The 21,027-nt window shown below is 27.0% G+C and carries 22 protein-coding genes; 3 read left to right on the plus strand and 19 right to left on the minus strand.

The window, feature by feature from the left end:
• Positions 1 to 241: 241 nt before the first annotated feature.
• From AC11VW_RS14335 to larE, 3 genes are all read right to left on the minus strand, one after another.
• Positions 242 to 1,012: a hypothetical protein gene (locus tag AC11VW_RS14335; RefSeq protein ID WP_484302113.1), complete on the minus strand. Its 771-nt coding sequence runs from the start codon at positions 1,010 to 1,012 to the stop codon at positions 242 to 244.
• A 69-nt stretch (positions 1,013 to 1,081) separates the two neighbouring features.
• Complete coding sequence (locus AC11VW_RS14340; protein WP_484302114.1) at positions 1,082 to 2,227, minus strand: THUMP domain-containing class I SAM-dependent RNA methyltransferase; 1,146 nt, start codon at positions 2,225 to 2,227, stop codon at positions 1,082 to 1,084.
• Between the two features lie 9 nt (positions 2,228 to 2,236).
• Positions 2,237 to 3,046 (minus strand): ATP-dependent sacrificial sulfur transferase LarE, encoded by an 810-nt coding sequence (gene larE, locus AC11VW_RS14345; protein ID WP_484302115.1) that lies wholly within the window; start codon positions 3,044 to 3,046, stop codon positions 2,237 to 2,239.
• Positions 3,047 to 3,187: 141 nt separating this feature from the next.
• Here larE and AC11VW_RS14350 point away from each other — a divergent pair, with 141 nt between their 5' ends.
• Positions 3,188 to 3,421: a hypothetical protein gene (locus AC11VW_RS14350; RefSeq protein WP_484302116.1), complete on the plus strand. Its 234-nt coding sequence runs from the start codon at positions 3,188 to 3,190 to the stop codon at positions 3,419 to 3,421.
• A 109-nt stretch (positions 3,422 to 3,530) separates the two neighbouring features.
• On the opposite strand, the gene AC11VW_RS14355 is transcribed toward AC11VW_RS14350, so the two are convergent.
• From AC11VW_RS14355 to AC11VW_RS14375, 5 genes are all read right to left on the minus strand, one after another.
• A complete protein-coding gene (locus AC11VW_RS14355; protein WP_484302117.1) occupies positions 3,531 to 4,172 on the minus strand; it encodes an ABC-2 transporter permease in 642 nt (213 codons plus the stop codon).
• Positions 4,173 to 4,178: 6 nt separating this feature from the next.
• Positions 4,179 to 5,030: an ABC transporter ATP-binding protein gene (locus tag AC11VW_RS14360; protein WP_484302118.1), complete on the minus strand. Its 852-nt coding sequence runs from the start codon at positions 5,028 to 5,030 to the stop codon at positions 4,179 to 4,181.
• A gap of 12 nt (positions 5,031 to 5,042) precedes the next feature.
• Positions 5,043 to 5,417: a GntR family transcriptional regulator gene (locus AC11VW_RS14365; RefSeq protein ID WP_484302119.1), complete on the minus strand. Its 375-nt coding sequence runs from the start codon at positions 5,415 to 5,417 to the stop codon at positions 5,043 to 5,045.
• A gap of 190 nt (positions 5,418 to 5,607) precedes the next feature.
• Positions 5,608 to 6,918, minus strand: coding sequence for a YopA family protein (locus AC11VW_RS14370; RefSeq protein ID WP_484302120.1), 1,311 nt, complete (start codon positions 6,916 to 6,918; stop codon positions 5,608 to 5,610).
• A gap of 153 nt (positions 6,919 to 7,071) precedes the next feature.
• Positions 7,072 to 11,313, minus strand: coding sequence for an acyl-CoA dehydratase activase-related protein (locus tag AC11VW_RS14375; RefSeq protein ID WP_484302121.1), 4,242 nt, complete (start codon positions 11,311 to 11,313; stop codon positions 7,072 to 7,074).
• A 220-nt stretch (positions 11,314 to 11,533) separates the two neighbouring features.
• Between AC11VW_RS14375 and AC11VW_RS14380 the strand changes: the two genes are divergently transcribed.
• Complete coding sequence (locus AC11VW_RS14380) at positions 11,534 to 11,698, plus strand: hypothetical protein (RefSeq protein WP_484302122.1); 165 nt, start codon at positions 11,534 to 11,536, stop codon at positions 11,696 to 11,698.
• 226 nt (positions 11,699 to 11,924) lie between these two features.
• Here AC11VW_RS14380 and AC11VW_RS14385 read toward each other — a convergent pair whose 3' ends face one another.
• The 3 genes from AC11VW_RS14385 to AC11VW_RS14395 all read right to left on the minus strand — a co-directional run bounded on the left by AC11VW_RS14385 (position 11,925) and on the right by AC11VW_RS14395 (position 14,903).
• Complete coding sequence (locus AC11VW_RS14385; RefSeq protein WP_484302123.1) at positions 11,925 to 13,094, minus strand: CD0519/CD1768 family membrane protein; 1,170 nt, start codon at positions 13,092 to 13,094, stop codon at positions 11,925 to 11,927.
• A 250-nt stretch (positions 13,095 to 13,344) separates the two neighbouring features.
• The gene (gap, locus tag AC11VW_RS14390) at positions 13,345 to 14,376 is read right to left on the minus strand and encodes a type I glyceraldehyde-3-phosphate dehydrogenase (RefSeq protein WP_484302124.1); all 1,032 of its coding nucleotides are present in this window, start codon (positions 14,374 to 14,376) and stop codon (positions 13,345 to 13,347) included.
• 392 nt (positions 14,377 to 14,768) lie between these two features.
• Entirely contained in the window at positions 14,769 to 14,903 is a 135-nt protein-coding gene (locus AC11VW_RS14395) for a hypothetical protein (protein ID WP_484302125.1), read from the minus strand.
• A gap of 224 nt (positions 14,904 to 15,127) precedes the next feature.
• Here AC11VW_RS14395 and AC11VW_RS14400 point away from each other — a divergent pair, with 224 nt between their 5' ends.
• The gene (locus AC11VW_RS14400) at positions 15,128 to 15,385 is read left to right on the plus strand and encodes a hypothetical protein (protein WP_484302126.1); all 258 of its coding nucleotides are present in this window, start codon (positions 15,128 to 15,130) and stop codon (positions 15,383 to 15,385) included.
• A gap of 67 nt (positions 15,386 to 15,452) precedes the next feature.
• On the opposite strand, the gene AC11VW_RS14405 is transcribed toward AC11VW_RS14400, so the two are convergent.
• The 8 genes from AC11VW_RS14405 to hisC all read right to left on the minus strand — a co-directional run bounded on the left by AC11VW_RS14405 (position 15,453) and on the right by hisC (position 21,018).
• Complete coding sequence (locus AC11VW_RS14405; RefSeq protein ID WP_484302127.1) at positions 15,453 to 16,010, minus strand: hypothetical protein; 558 nt, start codon at positions 16,008 to 16,010, stop codon at positions 15,453 to 15,455.
• 429 nt (positions 16,011 to 16,439) lie between these two features.
• Complete coding sequence (locus AC11VW_RS14410) at positions 16,440 to 16,679, minus strand: GIY-YIG nuclease family protein (protein ID WP_484302128.1); 240 nt, start codon at positions 16,677 to 16,679, stop codon at positions 16,440 to 16,442.
• A 44-nt stretch (positions 16,680 to 16,723) separates the two neighbouring features.
• Positions 16,724 to 17,347 carry a bifunctional phosphoribosyl-AMP cyclohydrolase/phosphoribosyl-ATP diphosphatase HisIE gene (gene hisIE, locus AC11VW_RS14415; RefSeq protein WP_484302129.1) on the minus strand — a complete coding sequence of 208 codons (624 nt, stop codon included), beginning with the start codon at positions 17,345 to 17,347 and terminating at the stop codon, positions 16,724 to 16,726.
• A gap of 9 nt (positions 17,348 to 17,356) precedes the next feature.
• Positions 17,357 to 18,112 (minus strand): imidazole glycerol phosphate synthase subunit HisF, encoded by a 756-nt coding sequence (gene hisF, locus AC11VW_RS14420; protein ID WP_484302130.1) that lies wholly within the window; start codon positions 18,110 to 18,112, stop codon positions 17,357 to 17,359.
• Entirely contained in the window at positions 18,094 to 18,813 is a 720-nt protein-coding gene (gene hisA / locus AC11VW_RS14425) for a 1-(5-phosphoribosyl)-5-[(5-phosphoribosylamino)methylideneamino]imidazole-4-carboxamide isomerase (protein WP_484302131.1), read from the minus strand. The genes hisF and hisA overlap by 19 nt, the downstream gene beginning before the upstream one ends.
• The gene (gene hisH / locus AC11VW_RS14430) at positions 18,810 to 19,412 is read right to left on the minus strand and encodes an imidazole glycerol phosphate synthase subunit HisH (protein WP_484302132.1); all 603 of its coding nucleotides are present in this window, start codon (positions 19,410 to 19,412) and stop codon (positions 18,810 to 18,812) included. The genes hisA and hisH overlap by 4 nt, the downstream gene beginning before the upstream one ends.
• On the minus strand, positions 19,413 to 19,991 hold the full coding sequence (gene hisB / locus AC11VW_RS14435; RefSeq protein WP_484302133.1) for an imidazoleglycerol-phosphate dehydratase HisB: 579 nt from the start codon (positions 19,989 to 19,991) through the stop codon (positions 19,413 to 19,415).
• Positions 19,978 to 21,018, minus strand: a complete 1,041-nt coding sequence (gene hisC, locus AC11VW_RS14440; RefSeq protein ID WP_484302134.1) for a histidinol-phosphate transaminase — start codon at positions 21,016 to 21,018, stop codon at positions 19,978 to 19,980. Before hisC ends, hisB begins: the two co-directional genes overlap by 14 nt.
• Positions 21,019 to 21,027 lie beyond the last annotated feature (9 nt).

The raw sequence follows: 21,027 nt of genomic DNA on the forward strand, positions 1-21,027 counted from the left end.
AAGGTTTCATACTTTTTAATAAAATTTCATTAACTTCATTAAATACTTCTTTAATATTCATATAATCTACCTCTTCTTTAGTATTTTTTTGATATTTTTTCCCTTATTTCATCTATTTTTTCATGGAATTAAGCAAAATAAAAGCCTAGCATTTATCACTAAGCTTTCATTTATATTTTAACACTATTTATATGATTTATTTACTTTCATACGTTTTTATTTTATCTTTTAATATTCTTATTTATTTTTTAGGGAATTTATCATCTGACCAAACTAAATTTCCTAATCTATTTTTTATTGGTTCTTCAACCTTAATCTCTTCTTGTTTTTTTTCTACTACTGCTTCTAATAGTTTTTCTTCTAATTCTTCCATTCCTCTAAAATTAACTGAGTCAAAATTATTTTCACTTGTATAATTTTCATTATTTTCATCTATACTTCTTTTTATTTCACTATCTTTTTCTTTAATCGACTGCTTAATTCTTTTTTTCTTAAGTCCTATATTTGTTTTATTATTATTATTTTGTTCTATTGGTTGACTTAATTCTTCCTTTATTTCTTTAGCATTACTTTGTAATGATTTAGGTTTTTTAGTTATTTTGTTTGAACCTTTGTCTTTACTTACGTGATTATCACTATTTTTTTTACTGTTTTCTTTTGGTTTTTCTTGTTTGCTTTTATCCATTTTACTACTATTTTTACTTTGTTTAGTTTGTTTAGTTTTTTTATTAGTTGCATCTTTTGAATTTGAAGATGATTTCTTTCCCTTAGACGCTGACTTCTTGCCACCTAATCCTAAGTTCAACTTTAGTCCACCTGATTTTTTAGGTTTTGACTCTTCTACACTATCTAATCCAAAATCACTTCTTTTTTCTTCTGGTACTAAATCATTTAATATTATTTCATTAAAATCCTCTTGATATTTTTGTTTATTTTCAGAAGTTTTTCCAACTTGATTAGGATTTTTTTCTTTAGATGACTTTTTACGGTTCTTTCCATTCATTCTAAACATTATAACACCCCCTTAAAATACTCTTTATGTTATGTATATTATATTAAGGGGGTAAATATCATTGATTTATTAAATTTTTTTAGGAGGTCTTGGCCCTATATATTGGTACAAGTTGGTTTTTAACATACCATTGTATAGTTTCCTTCTTTTATCCGCTTCTTTTCCAAATTCATTTTCAAATTCTTCATATGAAGTTATTAAGTAGTAAGACCAATTTTTAAGTTCTTTAAAAGTATATCCTAAATTCTTGTAAAGACTTTGTACACTTTCTTTATCTTCAAGTCTTTCTCCATATGGTGGATTTGTAACTATAAATCCATATTCTTCATCACTTTTAAAGTCAAGAGCATCTGCTACACCAAATTCTATGTACTCCTCTACTCCTGCTATTTCAGCGTTTTCTCTTGCTATTTCTATAGCTTCTTCATCTATATCATATCCGTAGATTTTAAATTTAACATCCTCATCTATTTTATCATAGGCATCTTTTCTTATATCCCACCAAATCTTTTTTTCTATAGTTCTCCACTTTTCAGATATGAAATTACGATTAAGTCCTGGTGCCATGTTTATTCCCATCATTGCTGCTTCTATTAAAAGGGTTCCCGAGCCACACATAGGGTCAACTAGTGTTCTTCCTGGTCTCCATGGATTTAAATACATTATACCTGCTGCTAATGTCTCTCTTATAGGTGCTTTATTAGCTTTCTCTCTATATCCTCTTTTGTGAAGAGCATCTCCTGTCGTATCTATAGATAATGTTACTTTATCTTTATGTATGAAAACATATATTGGATATTTTTCTTTATCTTCTTTTATAAGTCCTGTTTCTAAATAACTTTTCTTTAAACTTTCAACTATTGCTTTTTTTACAATTGATTGTATATCTGGTGTACTATATAACTTTGATTTTATTGAAGATGCCTTAGAAACAGGGAACTGCGCTCCATATGGTATATATTTTGCCCAATCAATTCTTTTAGTTCCTTCAAATAATTCATCAAAGCTTTTAGCTTCAAACTCTGCAATTTTAAGATTTACTCTTTCTGCGCATCTAAGCCACATATTAGCTTTTGCTATCCCATCTTCTTCTGTTTTATATGTTATTCTTCCATCTTCTGTTGTTATTATTTCAAACCCTAAATCTTTTATTTCTCTCGCTAACATTTTTTCCATACCAAAAAAGCAAGGTGATATTAATGTATAATTTTTCATGTCTTCCTCCTATTTTTGTATTGCCTTATTCATGTTGCCCATTTCATATCCTGCCATATCCAAGGTAACATACTTAAATCCAATTTGTTTTAATTTATTATTTGTTTTATCTAGTTTATCTTCACTAAAGAATTTATGTATTTCATCTTTTCCTACTTCAATTCTTGCAATATCTTCATGAGCTCTTACTCTAAATTGATTAAATCCTAATTCTATTAAATAGTCTTCACTTTTTTCTATTTTTCTAAGCGCCTCTTTTGTGATTTTCACTCCATATGGGATTCTAGTTGCAAGACATGCAAAAGCTGGCTTATTAAAGGTTTCAAGTTTCATTTCTTTGGATAAAATTCTTATATCTTCCTTAGTTAAGTTACATTCTTTTAAGGGGCTAATTATATTGAGTTCTCTCAATGCTTTAAGTCCCGGTCTATAATCACCTAAATCATCTAAATTAGTTCCATCTACTACATACTTTATATTATGCTCTTTTGCTACTGATTTTACTGTATCAAATACTGCTTTTTTACAGTGATAACATCTATCTGCGTTATTTTGTATAAACTCTTTTACTTCAAAATTATCAACATTAACTACAACATGTTTAACATCAAATTCATTAGCATATTGTTTAGCTTCTTCGATTTCTCGATCAGAGTGCATCATAGCATGAAGGGTTACTGCAATAGCATTATCTCCTAATGTATCTTTTGCTACTTTAAGTAAAAAATTACTATCTACTCCACCTGAGTATGCTACTGCTACACTTTCTAATTCTATAAGTCTAGCTTTAAGTTTTTCTAGTTTTTTACTTACTTCCATATAATTACCTCCATAAAAGCATAATAAACTAATTATATAAAATATACACATATAAATCAAACTTTAATTTCGTGTATGCCGATTCAAATTTGAAATTTATGGGTAATTATTGTATTATTAAAGTTATTAGGGGTGATGACAGTGAATATTAATTATGACATCTTACAAAATTTACTTAGATGCAACAAAAATATCAAATTAAAGTTTAGGGAAAATAGTAATATCTTAGATATATTATCTTATTCTCAGGTTATTTTAACTTTAGAATTAGATAATAATGATGTAGCACTTAATAGTAAGCTTATTTATGATAGCATTGTTGATTTAGAAGGTATTACTATGTACATACCTAAAATATATATTAAGGAAAATTAAATTCTTTATTTCGAATAATTTATAATACCTTAGCATTATAAAATAGCGTACATTATGTACGCTATCTTTTATATATACATCTATTAAATTATACGTTTATTTTTTATAATTATTTAATTTCCTTAGAGTTATATATTCTTATTGCAATCCCCATAGAAGCCGCTAATACTATTATATTAAATAACGCTAATATTAACGGCATTCCCATACTATCAACAATTTTATATAATGATTTCATTAACTGTCGGTTTGAAATTATCTCTGGTGTTATAAATGCAGGTGCCATTGCTATAACCATAACAACTATTGATATTACTTTTCCTTTGTTTGCTCCATATTTTAACACAGCTGGTATTACAATACCTATAGCAACTATTACTGTTGTTATTCCTGTTCCTATTAATATTTCTAACGGCACATCTATATTTCTTATTTTTGATGCTATGAAACATATTGCTAAAGTTATAGTTGTCGCTATTAATATAGATATAATGCCAATTAAATATCTAGATATTACATATTCTTTTCTTTTAACTGGAAGGGTTGCTATTAAATTATCTATACCGTTCATATCTTCATATGTTAATATTTGATATGTTGTTAAAAGTACTATCATTCCAAATACCATATACAAAAAACTCGGATTAAATATAGGAACAACTACCCACACAGCCCACGCAAGCCATTGTTGTTTAAGTAGATATTTTAAATTTGAAAAACTCATTCTTGTAAGATTTATAATATTATTCATAATTTTTTACCCCCTTGTATAATACATTAATATATCTTCTAAGTTTGCTTTATCATAAATAACTTCTTGCCCAAATATTTCATAAGCAGATTTAACATTTGAAGTTAATCCATCAAATCCAAAAGAATTTTCATTGAAGGATACTAATTCTTTCTTTGTATCATCATCTAATAACTCTCTATTTCCTCTTATAATTCTGTGTTTTTCTAATATAATATCTTTTTCCCCTTGAACTATTATTCTCCCATTATATATAAATACTAAATAATCAGACACCTTATCTAAGTCTGAAGTTATATGTGTTGAATAAAACACAGTTGCTTCTTCTTTTTCTATGTGTTCTTGTAATATTTCTAAAAATTCATTTCTAACTAAAGGGTCTAAGTTTGCTGTTGGTTCATCCATTATTATTAATTTAGGATGATGAGAAAGTGCCATTATAAGTTCAAATTTCTTTTGTTGTCCTTTTGAAAGTTCTTTGTATGGTTTATTTTCATTTATTTTAAATCTTTCTAAGTACTTTTTATATAATTTTTCATCCCAATTTTTATAAAAAATAGATATTCCTTTTTTTATACTTTTAAGTTTCGATTCAGGTACATATCCAGGTATTTCTCCTACATATCCAATAGTTTCTTTTATACTTATATCATCTGCTTTATATTCTTTGTCAAATATTTTTATACTTCCACTATCTTTAAATAGCATATTCATAATCAATTTTATAGTAGTTGTTTTCCCTGCGCCATTAGGACCTATAAAACCTGTTATAAATCCTTTTTTTATTTCTAAATTTTCTATATTTAATTCAAATTCATTTAATCTTTCACTTAAATCTCTAATCTCTATAGCGTTCACACCCAAACCTCCTTATACTTCTTCATAAATACTTTTGAATATTTCTAGTCCTTCTTCTAAAGTTACTCCCACAGATTTAGCTTGCCTTATTATTTCTTCTAGCTTGCTTTCAATTTCATACATAGCCATTTCTTTTAGTCTTTCAGTATTTTGATGTGCTACAAAAGTCCCTTTTCCTGTAACAGTTTCTGCAAAACCCTCTTTTTCTAATTCTTCGTAAGCTCTTTTTGTAGTTATTATACTTACCTTTATCTCCTTGGCTAAATTTCTTATTGAAGGTAATATTTCGCCTGGTTTTAAATCTCCATTTAATATTTGAGCTTTAATTTGATTTTGTATCTGTTCATACAAAGGTACTGCTGAAGAATTACTTATATTTATATTCAATTTATCACCTCGATTTTCACACACTGTATATATAGTGTGTATATAGTATATATACACATAATAACACTTATATTACACTTAGTCTATAGTTTTTATTTTACATTTACTATTAAAATTATAAATTAAACACAAAAAAAGAAGGCATAATACCTCCTTTAATTGATTTAACTATATTATAATAATTAATTATTTAGTTCCATGGAACTACTTCTACTTCGCCAAACCATATTTCCTTAAGTCTATTAGAATATTCGCCTTTATATCCTATAAATGCTAGTATTATTAACTCTACATACTTTGTTCCAATTTGAGTTATATTCCACATATCCTCTATACTTAATGTAGCTCTATTATCTCTTCTTGTTGGATGTACTATTTTATTTCTAAGATAAATTACTAAGTCTACACCATCTTCAAATCTTGATTTTATCCAATCATCAAACAAATCAAGTTCATCATTTCCATATGGAATCTTACATATATCTAGTACCATCTTGATGTTTTTAGATGCACTGTTTAAATCAAACTCTTGATCAGACAATATTTTTTCTTGTTCTACTAATATCATATATGATAATGTTTCTAGTGCTATTTGTATAGATATTATATTATTTTCTATTGTAATTTCTCCAAGTGATTCTATGTACCAATCAACAACGTTTTTAATTACTGGACCACAATACCCATCTTCTAATTTTTTGCACATAAGAGCCATATATTTTTCTATGTTGTGATGATTTGCAAGTGTGTTTGTCCATGTAGGAACAAATTTAAATGGAGTTATTATATTTTCTCTCCAAAGTCTAAATACATTATTGTTATTTTGATATCCTTTTGCTAAACATATACCAACATACCTTCCACACATAAAACTAAGCGCTGATGATATTCTATCTAAAAAATCTAGCATATTATTTGTTCTAAATAACTTGCCATCTTTCCTTTTTATTCTTCCAATATGGGTTATTATAGTACCCGATTTTGATTTTAATTCGTCATTTAATTCTTTCCTATAATCATATCTTTTATCTATTGTTATAGTAAAATCATTTATATCAAATTGTATTCTCCCTGCGAACAACTTATCCACGTGTTTTATAAGCATTCCAGGAAACTTATCTAAATTAACCACATGAAAATCAATATATTCTACGTAAGAATTTTTAGACTTTATATAATTATCATTTGTATATCCTTCTATATTAAAATCATTTATAGTATTTATTGTTACAGATATAGGCTTATAACCATATATTTCAAGTATAGCGTTATCATAATCTAACTCTAAATCAATATCTTCATCTTCATCTTCATCTTCAACAAATAGTATTTGAGCTTTAAAATTTATAGATACTGGAGGTGTCATTTTGTAATATATTATTCCACTGCATTTATATTTTTTATCTAAATAAATGCAAAATCTTCCTTCATAAATACTAATATCTTCGTCTACCTTATACCTCAAATAGTCCGATGATATAGCATTATTAACTACCTTCATAGCTAGCCCACCTTTACTTTCTTATAATACTATATCATTATATCATAATAGAGTAGACAATATGCAGTTTAGCCAAGAATTAATTATTTATTATTTTGAAATTATATTTTTTACTTTAATTAAAAATACCTTCTAGTAAATAGACTAGAAGGCTTATAAATTCTTAAATGCAGTTGAAAGCATTAACTTTATTCTATTTAACTGATTAGTTTCACTAGCTGAAGGGTCATAATCAATAGGAATTATATTAGCTTTATTATAAATTCTTTTTAATTCTTTAATTTGACCTTTTCCAGTTATATGATTTGGCAAACATCCAAATGGTTGCATACATATAATATTATTTACGCCATCTTCTATCAACTCTATCATTTCACCAGTTAGTAACCATCCTTCTCCCGTTTGATTTCCAATAGATATTACATTTTGAGTATTTTCTGCTAAATGATTTATACTATTAGGACATGTAAATCTTTTACTTCTTTTAAGTTCTTCCTTGTATGTCTTTTGATACATTTCCATAATCCATATAGCAGTCTTTCCAATTTCTTTATTTAACCAAGTTCCTTCTAAATACTTATACTTATATACAGTGTTTAAAGAACAACTATAGAAAAAATTTATAAGTTCTGGTACTACAGCTTCTCCACCTTCACTTTCTATAATATCTACTAAATAATTATTTGCAAGTGGATGAAATTTAACTAGTATCTCTCCTACTAATCCTACTTTTGGCTTTTTTATATCCAATATTTCTAAATTATCAAACTCACAAACTATATCTTTTATATTTTTCATAAAAGTAGGTATACTCGCCTTTTCTAAAGAATCTTTGCATATTAGAGCCCATTTTTCATAGAGAGCATTACTACTTCCTTTATGTTTTTCATATGGTCTTACTCTATACAGCCCCTTCATAAGTAAGTCTCCATATATTACTGACATGAAAATTCTATTTATTAATTTAAAAGGTATATTTTTTATAAGTCCATTCTTTTCAATTCCATTTACACTTAATGATATTACAGGTATATTTTTAAATCCTGCATCATATAATGCTTTTCTTAAAAAACCTATATAATTTGTTGCTCTGCATCCTCCACCAGTTTGAGTTATTGCAACGGATGTATTTTCTAAATCATACATCCCTGATTTTAGAGCACTTATTATTTGACCTATTACAATTATAGCTGGATAACAAGCATCATTATTTACATATCTCAATCCTTCTTCTATTATCTTAACATCTGTGCTATTTAAGATTTCTATATTAAATCCGCTCAAGTTAATAGCTTTTTCAAAAAATTGAAAATGTATAGGAGACATTTGTGGAGCTAAAATAGTATGTTTTGTAGTTAATTCGCCTTTTATATATTCTATTTCTTTATTTTTTATATACATTTTATTTCTATCATTTAATTTTCTTTCTCTTACTGCTGCTTTTAATGATCTTAGTCTAATTTTTGCTGCTCCTAAGTTATTTCCTTCATCTATCTTTATAACTGTATAAATTTTTGAACTTTCATCTAGTATTTCTTGAACTTGGTCTATTGTAACTGCATCGATTCCACATCCAAAAGAATTTAATTGAACTAATTCTAAATTATCTTGTTCTTTAATAAAACTTGCTGCTCTATATAATCTTGAATGATATACCCATTGATCTACAACTCTTAAAGGTCTTTTTACATGACCAAGATGACATATAGAGTCCTCTGTAAGCACTGCCATATCTAAAGAGTTTATAAGTTCTGGTATTCCATGATTTATCTCTGGATCTACATGATAAGGTCTACCACATAAAACTATTCCTCTTAACCCTTTTTCATTTATTTCTAAAAGAGCTTTTTCTCCTTGTTGTTGTATATCTTTTTTGAAGTTTTCTTGTTCTTTAGTTGCTTTATCTACTGCTTTCTCTACATTTATTTTTAATATTTCATCAAAATATTTTGAAAGTTCTTCATACAATCTACTTTTTAATTTTTCCTTATTATTTAAACTTATAAATGGATTTATATAAGTAATATTATTTTCTCTTAATTCTTCAACATTGTTTTTTATAACTTCTGAATAAGATATAACCACTGGACAATTATAATGATTATTTGCAAAAGTATCTTCTTTCTTCTCATTTGTTATACATGGATAAAATATATGATTTATTCCTTTTTCTATTAAATTTTCTATATGTCCATGAGCTATTTTAGCTGGATAGCAGGCTGTTTCAGATGCTATAGATGTGATTCCTTTTTCATAAATATCTTTTGATGATCTATCTGATAATACTACTCTAAAGCCAAGTTCTGTGAAAAACGTATGCCAAAATGGATAATCTTCATACATATTTAAAACTCTCGGTATTCCAATTTTCCCCATTATAGTTTCTTTTTTTCCTAATGATTTATATCTAAAAAGTCTATTATATTTATATTTGAATAAATTTATATTTTTATGATTATTTGGACTTCTCTTACTGTCATGTATTAACTCTCCCTTTTCACACCTATTTCCTGATATAAATACCTCCTCATCAGAAAATTTATTTATAGTTAATAAGCAATTATTAGAACACCCTCCACATCTTTTTACACTAACGTCTAAACTTGTATTTTTAAGATGTTCTTTATTTAAAAGCTTAGTTTCATATCCTTGTTCATATTTTTCCTTAGAAATTAATGCTGCTCCAAATGCTCCCATTATTCCTGATATAGATGGCCTTATAACTTCTTTTCCTATTAATTTTTCAAAACTTCTAAGAACTAAATCATTATAAAATGTACCACCTTGAACTACTATGTGTTCTCCAATATCATTTATATCTCTTATTTTTATAACCTTAAACAATGCATTTTTTATAACTGAATAGGATAATCCTGCTGATATATCCGAAATACTAGCTCCTTCTTTTTGAGCTTGCTTAACTCTAGAGTTCATAAACACAGTACATCTTGATCCTAAATCTACAGGATACTTTGAATATATTCCCTTATTTGAAAACTCTTTTATATTCATAGATAAGGAAGTTGCAAAAGTTTCTAAAAATGAACCACATCCCGATGAACACGCTTCATTTAAAATGATACTATCTATGACGCCATTTTTTATTTTTAGACATTTCATGTCTTGTCCACCGATATCTAGTATAAAATCTACATCTTTATTAAAAAATTTAGCTGATTTATAATGCGCTATGGTTTCAATTTCTCCATAATCTACTTTTAATGCCTTTTTTATCAATCCTTCTCCATAGCCTGTGACTGTAGATGATACTATTTTAATTTTTGGTGGCAAGACTTCATATATTTTATTCATAACATTTATAATTGTTTCTAATGGGCTGCCTTCATTGCTACTATAATGAGAATAAAGTAAGTTTCCTTCTTCATCTATTAATACAGCCTTTGTTGTTGTAGATCCTGCGTCTATTCCTAAGAAGCAATTTCCTGTAAAATATTTTATATTTTTATGTAAAACATTATTTTTTTCATGTCTTTTTACAAAATATTTATATTCATTTTCATCTTTAAATAATGGCTCTAATTTATTTACATTATCAAAATTATCTTTATCTAAATTTTGTATTTCATCTATTAAAGTTTTTAAATCTATATTTTCTTCTTCCTCTGATAATAAACTCGCTCCCATAGCTACATAAAGTTGAGCATTTTCTGGAAGTATTATATCTTTTTCATCTAAGTTTAATACTTTCTTAAAAGCTACTATAAGTTGAGATAAAAAGTATAGCGGACCACCTAAAAATGCAATTTTTCCTTTAATTTTTCTTCCACAAGCTAAAACACTTACAGTTTGCACAACTACAGCATTAAAAATACTCATAGCTATATCTGATTTTTTAGCTCCATCATTTATAAGTGGTTGAATATCTGTTTTTGCAAATACACCACACCTTGATGCTATAGGATAAATTACTTTATAGTCCTTGGCTAGCTCATTAAGACCTATTGCATCTGTTTGTAAAAGAGAAGCCATTTGATCTATAAATGAACCTGTTCCACCTGCACATATACCATTCATTCTTTGATCTATTCCGTTACTTAAATACGTTATTTTTGCATCTTCTCCACCAAGTTCTATGACTACATCTGTCTGAGGATAAAAATATTCTATTGCCTTTGTAGATGATATAACTTCCTGAACAAATTTCACACCAATTTTTTTTGATATGTCTATTCCTCCTGAACCTGTTATCACAATAGTTATTTTTGAGTTTCCTAAATTACCATAAATATTAACTAGTACTTCTTTTACAGATTTTTTTATATCAGAATAATGTCGTTTATATTCTTTATACACTATATCATCTTTATTATTAAGTACTACTGTTTTAACTGTTGTTGATCCGATATCAATGCCTATACGAAATAATTCCTCCATTTATATCCCCCCACAATGCATAAATGTATTTGACTATTGTAATGTTTTAAGAAGTATATTACCTACTATTAACATTTATGCTTTGAGTCATATTTATATGTAGTATAATTTGTTTTACACATATTTTTATAATTCGATGTAATGTTTATAACTTAGAATATAAGATGCTTATTTGGGTTAAATTATTATTGTTAGAAAATTTATATCATAGGAGGAATGTATGGCAAAGAATAAAAGTTTAAAAAAACCAAAGCAATCTAAAAATATAGCTAATACAAGTTTAGAATTTGCAGAAGAACTTAATATTGATCCACAATTAAGACCTGCTAAAACTGGCTCTGTTAGCCAAAATACAGCTAGACCTGTAAAGCCTCGTAAAAAATAGCAAAGATAATTTAATCATCAATAGTATTTTAATCATTAAAATTTGAGTTTTCAAAATTAATTGGCACGTTAATTAACTCTGTACTTAGTAAAAAATAGACTTGAATTTTCCAATTCAAGTCTATTTATAATAACAAAACTTATTTAATTATTTACTTAATGCTAAAACTTTATTAATTTTACATTCATATCTTTAACTAAATTTCGTTCTAGTAATAATTATATACTTATCCTATAATCATAAATATAAAGTGAGATGCTACCCCTGCACAAATACCACCTATGGTATGTGCAAATATAGCTTTACTTGTTAATTCTCTTGCATTTAAAGCATCCATCATACCGACATGCGTACTTAAATATCCACTCCAACACATACCCATAGCTGTGAATACTGCTATATCATTAGGCGTTATTACACCATCTGCTATAAATTGAGGTACTAAACTCATTGCAGCACCAACAGCGCCCAGTGAAGTTATTGGGAATGCTATAGCCTCTGCTGATGTAAATCCAAATAATGGTTCTAATATAAAACTAAGTTTTTCTCCTATTACAGGAAGAAGAGCTATACCTTCATATGCAACGCCTGTATAAATAGCTTGTCCTGTATTTGGATCTGTTGATGGTCCAAAAGTTAATAGCATTACAAATGTACATACAATTAAAACACCTGGTACTATAGCTAATCCTAAATCGACTCCCGACTTACCACCTTCTAGCATAGTATCTAATACTCGTTGAAATACGCTTCCATCTCTAATTTCTCTATATTCTTCACATTTTTCTATATTTTCATTAATATTATTTTTTGTACTATCATAATTATAAAATTTCTTAGTAAAATGTAACATTATCCTAACACTAACTATACTACCTATTATTGCTCCAATATTTCCTATTATTGCAGGCAATACATATTGCTTTCCTTGAGATATCATAAATGTTGTTACAATTAGACCCATACCGAAAGCTGTTCCTAAATTACATAAAGCTGGTACTTGATAGTTTTTAAAATATTGAACAAATTTCTTATCTTTACTAAATGATATTATAGCAGGATTATCAGATAAATAAGTAGTTATAGCTCCAGCTATACTTGCTCCAGGCAATCCATATAACGGTTTCATAAAAATAGCAAACATTTTATTTAAAAGTGATATGACTCCAAATTCTGAAAGTAGCGCACTGAGCGCTCCAGCAAGCACTGCCATTGCCATTATTAAAAATACTGTGTTTAGAAGTAAATCATGTGCTGTATTCATTATTACTTTAAACATTATGCCAGCCCCCATAATGCTAGATACATAACCAAATCCTACTAATAAAAGAGTTATAAATATAAAAGTTTCAATACTTATAGACTTGACTTGTCTTTTTGTTACACTTTTCTCCATATTAAATCATCCCCTTATAAAATATTATACTTTGACTCATTTTATAAACTTAAGTTTATAATCATTTTTTATTATATAATTATACATTAAAAAGAAATATTCTTCTATAATAAATCTTCATTTTTGTTTATTTTTTATCATTCTAAACTCATTTTATAGTATACCAATTTATAAATTATCGTTATTAAAATAAAAAAAATAGAAGAAAAGTTTCAATTTAAAATTGAAACTTTCTTCTATTTTTCATTGTCTATGCGTTGTGAGCCAAGTTCATATTTCTAACTACATAATTTACTAAATCAACAGTTCTTGTTGAGTATCCCCACTCATTATCATACCAAGAAACTACTTTAACCATATTGTTATCTAAAACCATAGTTGATAATGCATCTATTATAGATGATCTTGAATCTTGCTTATAATCTACAGATACAAGTGGCTTTTCACTATATCCTAATATACCTTTTAAGTTAGTTTCTGAAGCTTCTTTTAAAGCTTTATTTAATTCTTCAACTGTTACATCTTTCTTCAGTTCACATACTAAATCTACTAAAGAAACCGTTGGAGTCGGAACTCTTACTGAGAATCCATTTAACTTACCTTCTAGTTGAGGTAATACTTTTGCTACAGCCTTTGCTGCACCTGTAGTAGTTGGTATCATTGATTCTGCTGCTGCTCTTGCTCTTCTTAAATCCTTATGGTTCTTGTCTAATATTTGTTGGTCATTAGTATAAGAGTGTATTGTAGTCATTAACCCTTTTTCTACTCCAAAAGCATCGTCTAATATTTTTACAAACGGTGCTAAACAGTTTGTAGTACAAGATGCATTTGATATTATATTGTGTAATTCATTATCATACTTGTCCTCATTAACTCCCATAACTACTGTTAAGTCTTCATTAGATCCTGGTGCTGTTATAATTACTTTCTTAGCTCCAGCATCTATGTGTTTTTGAGCTTTTTCTCTTTGAGTGAATAATCCTGTAGATTCTATAACTACATCTACACCTAACTCTCCCCAAGGTATTTGTGATGGATCATTGTGTCTTACTATTTTTATTTCTTTAGAGTCGATTACTAAAGTATTTTCGTCTTTAACTTCGACTTCACCCTTGAATGTTCCATAGCATGAGTCATATGTAAATAAATGCGCTAAAGTCTCTGCGTTTGCTCTAGCGTTTATAGCTACTATTTCGATATTATCATCTAATCTTTCTCCTGCTATTCTTAAAACTGCTCTTCCTATTCTTCCAAATCCATTCATTCCTACTTTTATTTTCATAATTAAATCCCCCTTAGACTAAAATCTGAGCTTTCATGATTATTGTATACGAATCATTCTTATAACTCAACATATTTTATTAGTTTTTATTTATGCTTTATATTGGATAAAGTGTGTACTATTCATTTGATTAGTGTACACTTTATATATTATCATCTTTTTTGTTGTATGTAAATAGAAAAATAATATATAAATGTTCCACACTATATTTATAAAACACATTTATATAATCTCAGTAATCTTTTTTGTATTATCATGGTAATATATGAAATCTATTACTTTCCCACTTATAGTAATCCTATTAGTGAATAAAATACCTTAGTATATAAAAAAGACACTATCCTTTTGAGATAATGTCCTTTTTACATTTACATCTTTGAGTTTTAGGGGGTTTATTTACTATCTATTATAGTTTTTGTAGTATCTATATCTTTCGCCAAGCATCTTTGACTGTTAATTCTTTCATTTACTAATAAGTAATTACTTATTCCTTTTAATGCGTTTGTTAGTTTAGTTAAAAATATCATATGTATCTCTCCCTTTGTTTTGTTTCTATAAGTACATTGTATACAATATACTGTGTTGTGTCAATATTATTCGAAAGTTTATTTTTTATCACTAACTATATTCCTTTATTAATTTCCTAGTGTTTTAAGTAATAATAATGGGTAGAATATAAAAGGTTGACCTTTACAAAATCTAATTCAAAAGTTAAAATATAATAAGTATATATAGTGAGGAGTTGTTAAACATGTCATGCCCTAATTGCAAATGTAATAAATCAAAAGACACAAAAATAGATCCAAAAGAGTATGAAGAACTAAAAGAGTATTTACAAGATGAAATACAAGAATATAAGGTAATAGATTATATAAATGAACAAAATGAACATAGTACTTATGTAGAAGTAGAATTTGAAGACTATGTAATTGAACTAGAGAATTTAAATACTAATAATCTAAACTTAGATATAATCATAGATACTATAATAAAAAATAACATAAAATAATAAAGTAGACTTCAATAGTTAGTTACTAGCTACCGAAGTCTACTTTATTTATATATTTGTTAAATTACTATCTTAAGTTATTATTTTTTGACTCTATTTTCATTTTTATAATCTCTAATTGACTTTTACTTTGATTGATTTTTTGATTTATAGCATCTATTTTTAGCATAATAGAAGTCTTATCTTTTTCTGTTTCAGCATTTTCCATTTCCTCTTCCATTTTATCACTTAGCTTTTCTAACATATAAATCTTGGTGTTAAGCTTTTCATATATAGCTTCTGGATTTATATATATATTTTCTTGTTTTCTTTGTAGTAAACATACTAGATTGTAATAAACAAATGCTACAAGAATATTAACAATCATATCAAATATTGTTAAGCTCGTATTTTTACTTATAATAGATACAAACATAAAAGAAACTAAGTTAAATAAAAGTAAATTATTTAATATTTTTCTATTTTCATTGTACTTTGATTCTTCCTTATATTTCATAAATTTATAAGGGATAGCTATAGTTATTATAGGTGCTAAAAATACTATATTCATTTTTAATGCAGCTGATAACACACTTAATGCTGTTAAAAGAGTTATAGTTTTGTTAGTTAAATCTATTCTTTTCATTGTTATGATCTCCTTTTATTGAATTATACTAATATACATTTTTAGAATATAAAAATACCTCCTTGCGTAAAATAAGATTAAAACATATAATTTCTAATCTCACCTTATACTTAGAGGGTATTTTAATTACTATTTAGTATTTCCATGCATTTTTAAAATTATTTTTACACATCTTTATTCTCTAAATAATTATCTAAAGTAGTTTTTCTATATCTTAAATCAATTTTTTTATAAATATTTAATACCTTTTTCATTATTAATTTGTACTTCTAATATTACTATATGTTTATTAAATATACAAGCCATATTTAACAAACATATAGTCTATTAATTGAAGTATATTGTACTTATAATAAATTTAGAACCTTTATCTGAATTATTTAAAATAACCTATAGAATGAACTCTTTTTACATTGTCCATTCTATAGGTTACAGTTTAATTAACTCTTCCTTTTTCTTTCTTGTCATCTTCTTTATTGCATATTCTCTTTTTAATGCTTCACTTTTAGAATTAAACTCTTCAAAGTATATCAACCTAACTGGCAGTCTATACATTGTGTATTTAGCACCTTTTCCCTTATTATGAGTATCAAGTCTTTTATCTAAGTTATTTGTATATCCTGTATAAAAAGTTTTATCATTACATTCTAATATATAAATATAGTGCATAGTATCTATCCTTTAATTATATTTATATATTATTATATCAAATATTACTTCTTGGTTCTATTTTTAAGTTCTTCTTTTATATCATTAACACTAACACCTTCATTTACCATAAGCACTAATAGGTGATATACCAAGTCACTTATTTCATAAACCATTTCTTCTTTGTTTTTGTTTTTTGCTCCTATTATTACTTCACTAGCTTCTTCTCCAACTTTTTTTAATATTTTATCTAAACCTTTTTCAAATAAATAATTTGTATAAGAACCTTCTACAGGAGTATTTTTTCTATTTTCTATAAGTTCATATAAGTCGGTTACAGCATTAATTTGGTTGTCATATCCAATTACTTCATTAAAAAAGCATGAGTAATTTCCTGTATGACATGCTACACCTACTTGCTCTACTAAAAGAAGAATAGAGTCCTTATCACAGTCATAATAAAATCCCTTTAGGTTTTGTATGTTTCCTGATGTTTCTCCCTTTTTCCAAAGTTCTTTTCTACTTCTACTATAATAACAAGCTATTTTTTCTTCTAATGTTTTTCTTATCGATTCTTCATTCATATATGCAAGCATTAATACTTTATTAGTATTTATATCTTGTACTATTGCTGGTACTAATCCTTTGTCATCAAATTTTATGCCTTCTATTAATTTAATAGTATCCATAACGTCCTCCTAAAGTCTAATTTCTACACCTTTTTCTCTTAAGTATTTTTTTAAATCCGCTATTTTGATTTCTCCAAAGTGAAATACTGAAGCTGCTAGTACCCCGTCTACATTTGCATCCTTTATAGCATTGTAAAAATCATCCATAACTCCAGCTCCTCCAGATGCAATTATAGGTACATTTACTGAACTAGATATTTCTTTTAATAAATCTATGTCATATCCATTTTTCATACCATCTTCATCTATACTATTTACAACTATTTCACCAGCCCCAAGTTCAACACCTTTTATAGCCCATTTCACTGCATCTAATCCTGTATTTTCTCTACCACCCTTTATGTATACATTCCAAGAGTCTCCATTTTTTTTTGCATCTATAGATAAAACTACACACTGTGCTCCAAATTTTAATGAAGCTTCTTTTATTAAATGCGGATTTTTAACTGCAGAAGAGTTTATAGATACTTTATCTGCTCCTCTTCTCAAAATATCTGTAAAATCATCAATTGAATTTACCCCTCCACCTACACAAAACGGAATATTAATATTTTTTGCAACCTTAGATACAAATTCCAAAGATGTTTTTTTTTCTTCGTTTGATGCAGTTATATCATAAAATACAAGTTCATCTGCCCCACAATTACTATAGTATTTTCCTAAAGCCTCTGGGCTGTCTACATCTACTATATCTTTAAATTGCTTTCCTTTAACGACTCTTCCATTTCTAACATCTAAGCAAGGTATTATTCTCCTTGTAAGCATTTTAATACCTCCTTTAGTTCTATTTTATTATCATATAAAGCCTTTCCTACTATTGCGCCGTATATATTCATATCTTTAAGTCTTTTTATATCATCTATAGAGCTTATACCTCCAGAAGCTATAATATTTAAAGAAGTTTTTTGTGATAGTATTTCATATATATCAAAGTTAGGACCTTCAAGCATTCCATCTTTTGATATATCTGTATATACTATTGTTTTTATTCCTATTTCTTCAAGTTCTTTGCATAAATTTATTGAATCTACTTCACTTATAACTTCCCACCCTCTAAGGGCTACCTTTCCATCTTTAGCATCTATTGAAACTATTAATTTCTCTTTATATTTTGAAACCAATTCTTTTAAAAGTTCTTTATTTTCAACAGCAATGGTTCCAATTATAACTCTTTTTACTCCCATATCAATGAAATTTTTAATTTTTTCTTCGCTTCTTATACCTCCACCTACTTGAATAGGTAGCCCTATATCCTTAGCTATTTTCTCTATCGATTCTTTATTTATTATTTCTTCACTTCTAGCTCCATCTAAATCTACTATGTGTAAGAAAGAAGCTCCTTCATTTTTCCATTTAAGGGCCATATCAAAGGGTTCATTTGAATATGTCTTTACTTTGTTAAAATCTCCTTGAGAAAGTCTTACACATTTATTATCTTTTATATCTATTGCTGGAAATATTATCATTTTATCATCTCCCCATAAGCTTTTAATATATTAAGTCCTACTTCAGAACTTTTTTCTGGATGGAATTGAATACCATAAACATTACCTTTTCTAACTATCGCCGGAACTATTTCTTCATAATTTGTATAAGCTAAAAGTTCCTTATTTGAAGAATTTATATAATACGAGTGTACAAAATATACATAATCATCTTCTTTTATATACTTTAATATTTCATCATCTTTATTAAATTTAAGATTGTTCCATCCCATATGAGGAACTTTTAAATCTATATCTAACTTTTTAACACTTCCTTCTATAAATCCTAATCCTTCATATTCACCATTTTCATAGCTTTTTTCATAAAGTAATTGCATTCCTAAACATATACCTATTAGAAATTTGCCTTTCTCTACGTGTTCTTTTATTACAGGCACTAAATTCATATTATTTAATAAATTTATAGCATCTCTAAATGCTCCAACTCCAGGTAAAATAAGTGAATTGGCATTTTTAATTTCATCTATGTCACTTGAAATTTTTGTTTGTATTCCTACTTTCTCAAAAGCCCTTGATACAGAGGCTATATTACCTAATCCATAATCAACTATTATGTTCATTTATAAAACCCCCTTTGATGATGATATTTTATCAGAAGTTATTTGTATTCCTTCTTTTAATATTCTTGCAAATGCTTTGAAAACAGCCTCAATTTTGTGATGATCATTCTCTCCATATAAAAGGTTTATATGAAGTGTTATTCTAGACTCATTCACAAATGCCCTAAAAAACTCATTAAAGTTTTGAGTATCCATATTTCCAACTTTTGCTCTCTCAAAGTTCACATTAAATACTAAATAAGGTCGATTACTTATATCTAAAACTGTATTGCATAAAGCTTCATCCATAGGAATATAAATACTTGAATATCTTTTTATTCCTTTTTTATCACCTAGTGCCTTATTAAAAGCTTGTCCTAGTGTTATTCCAATATCTTCTACCGTATGATGTTCATCTACATATAGATCTCCACTACAATTGATTTTTAAATCAAAGCTTCCATGAAAAGCCATTAGCGTAAGCATGTGATCTAAGAAACCTATACCTGTATTAATTTCACTTTTTCCCTTTCCATCTAAATTTATTTCTACCAATACTTCAGTTTCAAGGGTTTTTCTTTCTATTTTAGCTATTCTCATTTAAAACTATCTCCTTTAAAGTATTTAGAAATTCTTCATTTTCATTTTTCTCTCCTACCGTAACTCTATAATAACCTTTTAATTCTTCCGAAAATTCTCTTATTAATATTCCCCTATTAGCAAGTTTTCTTAATAAATTTTCTATATTGCAACTAAAAAATATAAAATTCCCATATGATTTATAAGCCTTTATTCCCATTTTATTTAACTCTCTATATATATAGTCTCTTTCTATTTTTACATTTTCAATATAATCAAAAACCCTCTCCTTATTTTTTAATGCATTTATAGCTATAAATTGAGAAATAGTATTTAAATTATATGGAGATTTAACTTTTTCTATTATATTTATTATAGATTCATTAGCTATCATATAACCAACTCTTATAGCTGCTAAGCTAAATGCCTTTGAAAATGTTCTTAAAATCACTAAATTATCATAGTTATTAATCTCACCAACCATCGATTCCTCTGCAAATTCCATATAAGCTTCATCTACTACTACTATAAAATTAGTATTATCCAAAACCTTTTTAATATCTGTTTTAGTTAATAAATAGCCTGTTGGATTATTAGGGTTGCATAAAAATATAACTTTTGGCTTTATCTCATTTGATTTTTCAATTAACTTATCTATGTTAACCGAAAAATTTTCATTGCACTCAACACCTACAAATTTTGCTGAATGCATTTGACTATATGCTGAATACATACTAAAAGTTGGAATAAAACTCAAAACAAACTCATCTTTATCTACAAATGTCTTAATTACAATATCTATTATTTCACTAGACCCATTTCCTACCACTATATTAGAAGTATCTACACCTAAGTAGTTTTTTATTTCTTCTTTTAAATTACATGCCTCATTGTCTGGATAAAAATTCATATTAAAATCAGAAAAATTTTTACACATATCTTGAAATAATAAACCTTTACCTTCATTTGCATCTAGTTTTATTTTGCATTGAATTTTGTTTGTATTATACTTTTTTAAATTTTTTATGCTGTCTTTTGCTAAATCCATATTTATATC

It is taken from the genome of Romboutsia sp., assembly GCF_056995035.1.